A 6,856-nucleotide genomic window follows, 5' to 3' on the forward strand; every position below is an offset into this window, starting at 1 on the left:
CCCCACCGGGAGGAGACACGATGCCCGCCGCCCACCGCCGCGACACCCCGCCGCCCCGCACCGGAAGCAGTGAGATCGAGGTCCTGCGCGGATTCCTCGGCTACCTGCGCGACTCGATCGCCGCAAAGGTCGAGGGCACCCCCGAACCGCAGGTCCGCACGTACCGAACGCCTTCGGGCACGAATCTGCTCGGTCTGCTCCACCACCTCACCGCCGTCGAACGGACCACCTTCCTCGGGGAGGAGGTCACCGACTGGCAGGCGACCTTCGACGCCTCGCCCGCGGACAGCGTGGCCGAGGTCCTCGCCCGCTACCGGGAGACCGTCGCGCGCGCCGACGCCGTCCTGGACGGGTGCACCGACCCCGGCGCACCCGTGCCCCGTCCGCGGAGGGGCGGACCCGCTCCCAGCATCCGTTGGGCACTCACGCACATGATCGAGGAGACCGGCCGCCACGCCGGGCACGCGGACATCCTGCGCGAACTGATCGACGGCACCACCGGACGCTGACCCCGTCACCACACCAGGAACACAGGACACATGACAACCGCAGAACGACGCTTCGACCGCCGCTCATCCCGCCTGACACGCACCCTGGCCGCCACCGCGCTCGCCTTCGCCCTGATGACCGGTGCCACCGCCTGCGCCCCACAGGCCCCCGAAGTCCCCGCGCACACCGCCGCCACCCACGACGACCCGGAGTTCACCGGTACCTTCCGGCACGGGTTCGCCGATGTCGAGGGCGTCCGCATGCACTACGTCAAGGGTGGCAGCGGCTCTCCGGTGGTACTGCTGCACGGCTGGCCGCAGACCTGGTACAGCTGGTGGGAGATCATGCCCGAGCTCGCCGAGCACCACACCGTCTACGCCGTCGACCTCCCCGGGCTCGGCGACAGCACCGGCTCGCCGACCGGCTACGACAAGGCGACCCTGGCCCGATACGTGCACACCCTGATCGCCGAGCAGCTTGGCGTGCGTGACGCCCGGGTCGTCGGACACGACCTGGGCGCCGCGGTCGCCTTCCAGTACGCCGCCCTGTTCCCCGAGGACACCGAACTCCTCGGCTACCTCGACCTGCCGCTGCCCGGACCCGCGCTGGACGCCGCCGCGTACCGCTCACTGAGCTGGCACATCGCCTTCCACTCCCAGCCCGACGTCCCCGAGGCGGTCGTCGGGAACAACGTCCGCGACTACCTGGAACTGTTCTACCCGCAGGTCGCCTTCGAGGGATCGTCGTTCGGCGGCACCGCGCAACGGTCCCCGTTCAGCGATGAGGAGATCGACGAATACGCGCGCACCTACAGCCGGCCCGAGGCTCTGAAGGGCGGCTTCGAGCTCTACCGCAGCCTCGACAAGGACGTCGCCGATACCGAGGCGGCGGCACCGGTGGAGGTCCCGGTCCTGCTCATGACGGCGCAGGGGCAACTCGAGGGAGTGCGCTCCACCGTGGAGCCGCGCATGACCAACATCGTGCGGGCAGTGGATGTGCCCCGGGCGGGCCACTGGCTGGTCGAGGAGAACCCCGAATTCGTCACGGAGGAGCTGCTGCGCTTCCTCGGCCGCACCCCGTCGTAGGCCCTGTTCTCGTACGGCTGCGGCGAAGGGACATGCAACGATCGGGGCTGCGTTCGCCGTGAAGGCCGGCGGTGCAGCGGTTGGCGTAGCGGCGGGTTCGATTCGAGGCCGGCTTATCGGAATTCCGTTGCCTGATGGTGCGTGAGGGTGATGCCGCGGTAAATGCCGGATTCACCGCGGCGGAGCCGGAGGGGCCGGGACAGTTGTGGCGATCGAACCGGTGACCGATCTCGGGAGGGGCACACTTCGGTTGTCGCGCGCTCGGGTCGTACCTCTGTCCGCCCCGTTCGCGTCGTACACCGCGGCGGTCGAGCGCTACCTCACCGGCTCCGACTCCTCCTCGGCGTCCCCGACCTCTTCGGCGGAGGCGAACGCCCGGTCCGGATCCTGTATCCCCCGGTCGGGCTCAGCCGCCGTGACACGCAGGTACTCGCCGATCATGCCCATGCTCGGAGGGCAAAGGGGGCCACCGACAACGGCCGCCGGGACGAGTTCCCTCGCCTCCGCGACCGGTAGACCACGGGCGGCCATATGCCTCGTGATCTCGTACTCCTGAAGGAGCAGGGCCCGGGTGTCCACATGGGGGTCATTGGCGTTCGAGTCGAATCGCCGGTGCGCGAGACGTACCGCGACGGGGTGCCCATCGTGCCCCGCGCCCGGTGGACGGAGAATTCCAGGCCCTGGCCGACCGGTTCCAGGCCGCTCGGGCCCCACCGTTCGGCCGGGCTGTCCACGGTGAATCGCTCACTCGTCATGTGCGCCTTCGGGAGGCGTGTGGAACGCGATGTCCGAAATCTGCCGGCGTGCTCGCGATCGGTCGGTCGAGGATCCGTTCATGATTGCCGCAACGCAGGGACTCCGCATCCGGCATCGCGGGCGCGAGCCACAGATCCATCCCACCGCGTACGTGGCCCCGACGGCCACGTTGGTCGGTGATGTCCGCGTGGGAGCGAGGGCGCGGGTGATGTACGGTGCGGTGCTCGATGCCGAGGGGTCTCGGATCGAGGTCGGGGAGGCGGCGGTGATCTGCGAGAACGCCGTGTTGCGCGGGTCCGCGGTCGCCGGTGATCAGCCGGTGCTCGTCGAGGACCATGTCTTCGTGGGGCCGCATGCCACATTGCTGGGTTGCGAGGTCGGCAGGTGCGTCTACGCGGCGACCGGGGCGACGGTCCTGCAGGGCGCGCGGTTGGGGGCCGGCTCGGTTGTCGCTGTCGGCGCGCTCGTCCATGCGCGCACCGTTGTGCCGGAGGAGTACTTCGTGCCGCCGCACACCGTGGCGCTCGACACGCCGGTGCGGCTGCTGGCCCCCGGCGATCCGGGTTTGGCCGAGGCCATCGGCCGGGTGGGGTTCGCGCAGGTGGCGTTCGGCGTCGACGCGGAGTGGACCGACCGGATCAGGCGGTACGAGCACATCGCGGAGGTGCGCGCCGCCGAGTTCGGCGCGCACGCGGACGATGAGATCGCGAGTCCCGGCTAGCGGCGCATCAACGGCACTTGCGCCGTGCCGAGGTGACGCCCCCTCCGGATTCCGCTCCGGTCACGCGCTCGACGAGCTGTGTCGGTGGTCTTCGTTCTCCGGCCCTTCCATCGTGGTGAGTGACCCCCGGACCTCGGCGAAGGGGTCGAGGTACGGCAGGTCGGGCGCCTCCGGCTTCCGCAGCCGGTGAAGGCGGTGGAGAAGGTCGGCCGGTTCATCGAGTCGGGCGTATTCCTCCCGATCCCGCGCGTTCTCCCAGAAGGTGACCGGACGGCCTGCCACGGTCATCGGCTGTTGGACGCCGGGCACGATCCGCAGGGTGGGAAACTCCTCCGCCTCCAGCCATCGCGCCACCGCGACCGATCGCTGAGCCGATGCGCTGCTCTCCCCCCTACCTACCGACCACACGCACCACGACCGGGGCCGAGGCGAGTCGGTGGACCGTGTTGGAGCCCGGCCGGAGCAATTCGGCGCCGGTGGGATCGAGCCCGGCCCCCCGACAGGCCGCATCGAGAACGCCCCCGTCCCGGCCGGGAACATCGACGCCATCCCACGCACTTCCCCGTCCCCGGACTCCCGGGCCCACCCTTCCGCACTCCGGGGAAGCAGCGCCGGAGCACATCGCCACGGCGTATCCGTGGCGAGGAGAGCGAGGCATTGCCGGCTCGAAGCCCCATGAACGGCGCTCGCCTCGAAGGAAAGCCCGTTCAGGGCCCGTGTGAGGTCGTGGAACAATGTGCGGTATGACAACTTCCCGAAAGGGCCATGCCGCGTAGACGGCCGCGATACACCGGGGCTCGGATCCTCCACCGCGGGACCCGGGAGACCGGGCAGGGCGTCAGCCGGTTCGGCGTCATATGGAATCAGCCGTCACGGTCACACACTGTGATCGAAGACCGGCCTTGATGTTTGGTGAAGCCCTGTCGAAAAGCCGACGGGGCTTCATGAAATATCCGGGCCCAAGGAGCACGGATGTCGGGAGATCAACCCTACGCAGACCACCATCCGGTGGCCTTACTCCTGCTGATCCTCCTCGGCGTCGTCGCCACGCCCTGGCTCATGGTGTACTCGATCAAGCTGCTGACACGGGCCGGGGTCAACAGAACCGCAGTGGCATTTCTCAAGTCCGGAGCGGTACTGACGTGGACCGCAACGGTCGGCATGTACACCTGGGGCGTCCTGCGCCTGTTCTTCTTCGACTCCCCGGACCAATCCCGGGCGTGCAACGAGGTACTGGGCACACAGCGTCTCGCCGGATATGCCCCGAGCTTCTTCCCGCTGCGTTTCGGATGCCTCACCGGCGACGGTCGCACGATCGAGGCCGGGGTCATTCCCTCATACATCAACCCAGCCGTAGCCGTACTGGCGGTTTGCGCTGTGGCGCTCACCGTATTCGCGGTCGCGCAACGCAAAGAGGTCGAGAAGTGACAGTTCCCGCATCGGCTCGCACGGCGCCATGCCATGCGACCTTCATTGTCGCGGGTGCCGAATCAGGATGGCAATTGAGGTTTCCTCCGTGAAATTCATCGCCATGCCTGGTTGAGGGGCGGGCGAGCTCGTGGTGAGAATCGCCCCACCAAGAGTTTCACTTCTGTCGACAGCCGGACCACCGACGCCCTCTCAACACCGAACGCAGGGAGCAAACCGATACGCGGAGGTTGTTTCACCGGGAAAACGTCACTTCCCGGCTGCGCGGCGCCGGGGCACATCGCCACGGCGTATCCGGGGCGTGAGCGCGGGCACGGGTCGGGCGAGGCCCCGCGGTCCCCGGAACGGCGCGCGACGCCGACCCCGCCGATCAGGCGGGGGCGGCCGGGGTGCCGGGGTCCTCGCGGGTGGGGACGGTCGAGGCGGAGGCGAGGAAGGCCCGCAGGATGTCCGTCACCTCCGCCGGATGCTCCAGCGGGGCCAGGTGGCCGGTGTCGGGCAGGTCGATCCGCCGGGCCCCGGGTATCCCGGCGGCGACCTCGGCCGCGACCTCCTGCACCGCCGGCACGTCGTCCAGGCCGTTGATCACCAGCGTGGGCGCGACCACGCGGTCCAACCGGGTGCCCGGCAGGGGGTCGGGCAGCACCTCCTCGCGCGGCGGCTCCTCCCCGCTCCACAGCCGTTCCAGGTGCTCGCGGTACATCTGCACCGCCAACTCCCGGGCCTCGTGCGGCAGTGCCGAGAGATCCCGGCGGGGGCCGGCCACCATCCACTCGATGTGCGCCTCCGCGGTGGCCAGCGCGTCGACCAGCAGGTGTTCGGTGGTGCCCCCGGCGCGGTAGACCTCCCGCCGCTCGACGGGGATGCGCGCGTGCACCCGCTCCGCCGCCTCCAGCAGCATGTCCTCGGGCCACGGCCGACCGGAGAGACCGGGGGAGATCAGGGCCAGCGCCGTCACCCGGTCCGGTGCCGCCAGGGCCGCCTCCACCGCGTACGAGCCGCCCATCGAACAGCCGATCAGGGCGGCCCGGGGCACCTCCAGGGCGTCCATCAGGGCGAGCAGGTCCTCGTGGTGGGGGCGGGGCTCGCCGCCGGCCGCCGTCTCGCCGTGCCCCCGGCAGTCGTAGCGGATCACCCGGTGGTCGGCGGCCAGCGATCGCAACTGGTGCGCCCACATCCGACGGTCCGCCAGCCCGGCGTGGATCAACACCACGGCGGGCTCGCCGCCGCCCGCCTCGTCGTACCCGAACTCGGTGTCCCCGCACAGGATTCTGGCCATGGCCCACCCCTACCCCGGGGGCGGGACGCGCACGCCGGGGGCGTGTTCGACCGTGTCGATCCCGCCGACCCAGCGGAAGGCCGGCGGACGCCGTTCCAGGAAGGCGGCCACCCCCTCGGCCGCCTCCCCCGACTCGCGTTGCACCACCCGCCACCGCTCGGTGCGCCGGCCGGCCTCCTCGGGGTCCCCCGGCGGGTGGTCGACGAACTCCTTGGCGGCCCGCTGGGTGAGGGCCGATCGGGAGACCAGCGTCCGGATCAGCTCCCCGGCCCGTCGGTCGAGGGCATCCGGCGGCAGGACCTCGTCCACCAGGCCGACCCGCAGCGCGCGGTCGGTGTCGATCAACTCGGCGGAGAACAGGAGGTGTTTGGCAGCCGACGGGCCGATCAGCCGGGTCAGGCGGGCGGTGGAGGAGGCGGGGTACACCAGGCCCAGCCGGGCGGGTGTCACCCCGAAGCGCGCGCCCTCCGCGGCCAGCCGCAGGTCGCAGGCGGCGGCCAACTGGCAACCGCCGCCCACGCAGTCGCCCCGGATCACCGCCAGGCTCGGACCGGGGAAGGCGGCGACGGCCTCCTCGGCGGCCACCGCGAGGTCCTGCGGGGCGTCGCCCGCGCGCAGGTCGCGGATGTCGGCCCCGGCGCAGAAGGTGTCCCCGTGCCCGGTGAGCACCAGCACCCGGACGGCCGGGTCGGCGGACAACCGCCCGAGCAGCGGCGGGAGGTGCCGCCACATCTCCGCGGTGAGGGCGTTGCGTCGGGCGGGGTGGCACAGGACCACCCGCGCCACGCCGTCCCGCACGGTGTGGGTCACGGCCGCGCGCGGGTCGGCCTCGGGTTCCATGTCCGGATCGTATCGGGGGTCCGGGTGGCGACGTCGTGCCCCCGGACAGGGCCTCCGGAGGGGTCTCCGGGCGCGTTGCGACGTGCGAAACGGGTCGGCGGGGGCAGACTTCCGACCCGGGGCCCCGGGGACGGCCGTCCCCGGATCGGAACCCGCGGGAGGCAGTGGTGAGCGGCGCGAGGAATGTCGGGGAACCCGATCACGACGGTGGTCCGGAGCGGTCCGGGGGTTCCGCGGGGGGAACGGGGGACGAGGCCC

At 71.2% G+C, this 6,856-nt stretch carries 8 protein-coding genes; 4 read left to right on the top strand and 4 right to left on the bottom strand.

Features of this window, described 5'->3' with window-relative positions; translation table 11 throughout:
- Positions 1 to 20 precede the first annotated feature (20 nt).
- Together FOE67_RS11890 and FOE67_RS11895 are read left to right on the top strand one after the other, a co-directional pair.
- Positions 21 to 509: a DinB family protein gene (locus FOE67_RS11890; RefSeq protein ID WP_182663380.1), complete on the top strand. Its 489-nt coding sequence runs from the start codon at positions 21 to 23 to the stop codon at positions 507 to 509.
- A 30-nt stretch (positions 510 to 539) separates the two neighbouring features.
- Positions 540 to 1,574, top strand: a complete 1,035-nt coding sequence (locus tag FOE67_RS11895) for an alpha/beta fold hydrolase (RefSeq protein WP_182663381.1) — start codon at positions 540 to 542, stop codon at positions 1,572 to 1,574.
- Positions 1,575 to 1,889: 315 nt separating this feature from the next.
- Here FOE67_RS11895 and FOE67_RS29230 read toward each other — a convergent pair whose 3' ends face one another.
- Positions 1,890 to 2,153: a YfbM family protein gene (locus FOE67_RS29230; RefSeq protein ID WP_228473798.1), complete on the bottom strand. Its 264-nt coding sequence runs from the start codon at positions 2,151 to 2,153 to the stop codon at positions 1,890 to 1,892.
- A 193-nt stretch (positions 2,154 to 2,346) separates the two neighbouring features.
- Between FOE67_RS29230 and FOE67_RS11905 the strand changes: the two genes are divergently transcribed.
- Positions 2,347 to 3,051, top strand: coding sequence for a gamma carbonic anhydrase family protein (locus tag FOE67_RS11905; protein ID WP_323384781.1), 705 nt, complete (start codon positions 2,347 to 2,349; stop codon positions 3,049 to 3,051).
- A 60-nt stretch (positions 3,052 to 3,111) separates the two neighbouring features.
- Here the strand turns inward: FOE67_RS11905 and FOE67_RS11910 are convergent, their stop codons facing one another.
- Positions 3,112 to 3,405, bottom strand: coding sequence for a hypothetical protein (locus FOE67_RS11910; protein WP_182663383.1), 294 nt, complete (start codon positions 3,403 to 3,405; stop codon positions 3,112 to 3,114).
- 654 nt (positions 3,406 to 4,059) lie between these two features.
- Between FOE67_RS11910 and FOE67_RS11915 the strand changes: the two genes are divergently transcribed.
- Entirely contained in the window at positions 4,060 to 4,479 is a 420-nt protein-coding gene (locus FOE67_RS11915) for a hypothetical protein (protein ID WP_323384783.1), read from the top strand.
- A 370-nt stretch (positions 4,480 to 4,849) separates the two neighbouring features.
- On the opposite strand, the gene FOE67_RS11920 is transcribed toward FOE67_RS11915, so the two are convergent.
- On the bottom strand, positions 4,850 to 5,758 hold the full coding sequence (locus tag FOE67_RS11920; RefSeq protein ID WP_182663386.1) for an alpha/beta fold hydrolase: 909 nt from the start codon (positions 5,756 to 5,758) through the stop codon (positions 4,850 to 4,852).
- A 9-nt stretch (positions 5,759 to 5,767) separates the two neighbouring features.
- Positions 5,768 to 6,598, bottom strand: coding sequence for an enoyl-CoA hydratase/isomerase family protein (locus FOE67_RS11925; protein ID WP_182663388.1), 831 nt, complete (start codon positions 6,596 to 6,598; stop codon positions 5,768 to 5,770).
- Positions 6,599 to 6,856 lie beyond the last annotated feature (258 nt).

The organism is Streptomyces calidiresistens, assembly GCF_014141525.1.
Taxonomy (GTDB): domain Bacteria; phylum Actinomycetota; class Actinomycetes; order Streptomycetales; family Streptomycetaceae; genus Streptomyces; species Streptomyces calidiresistens.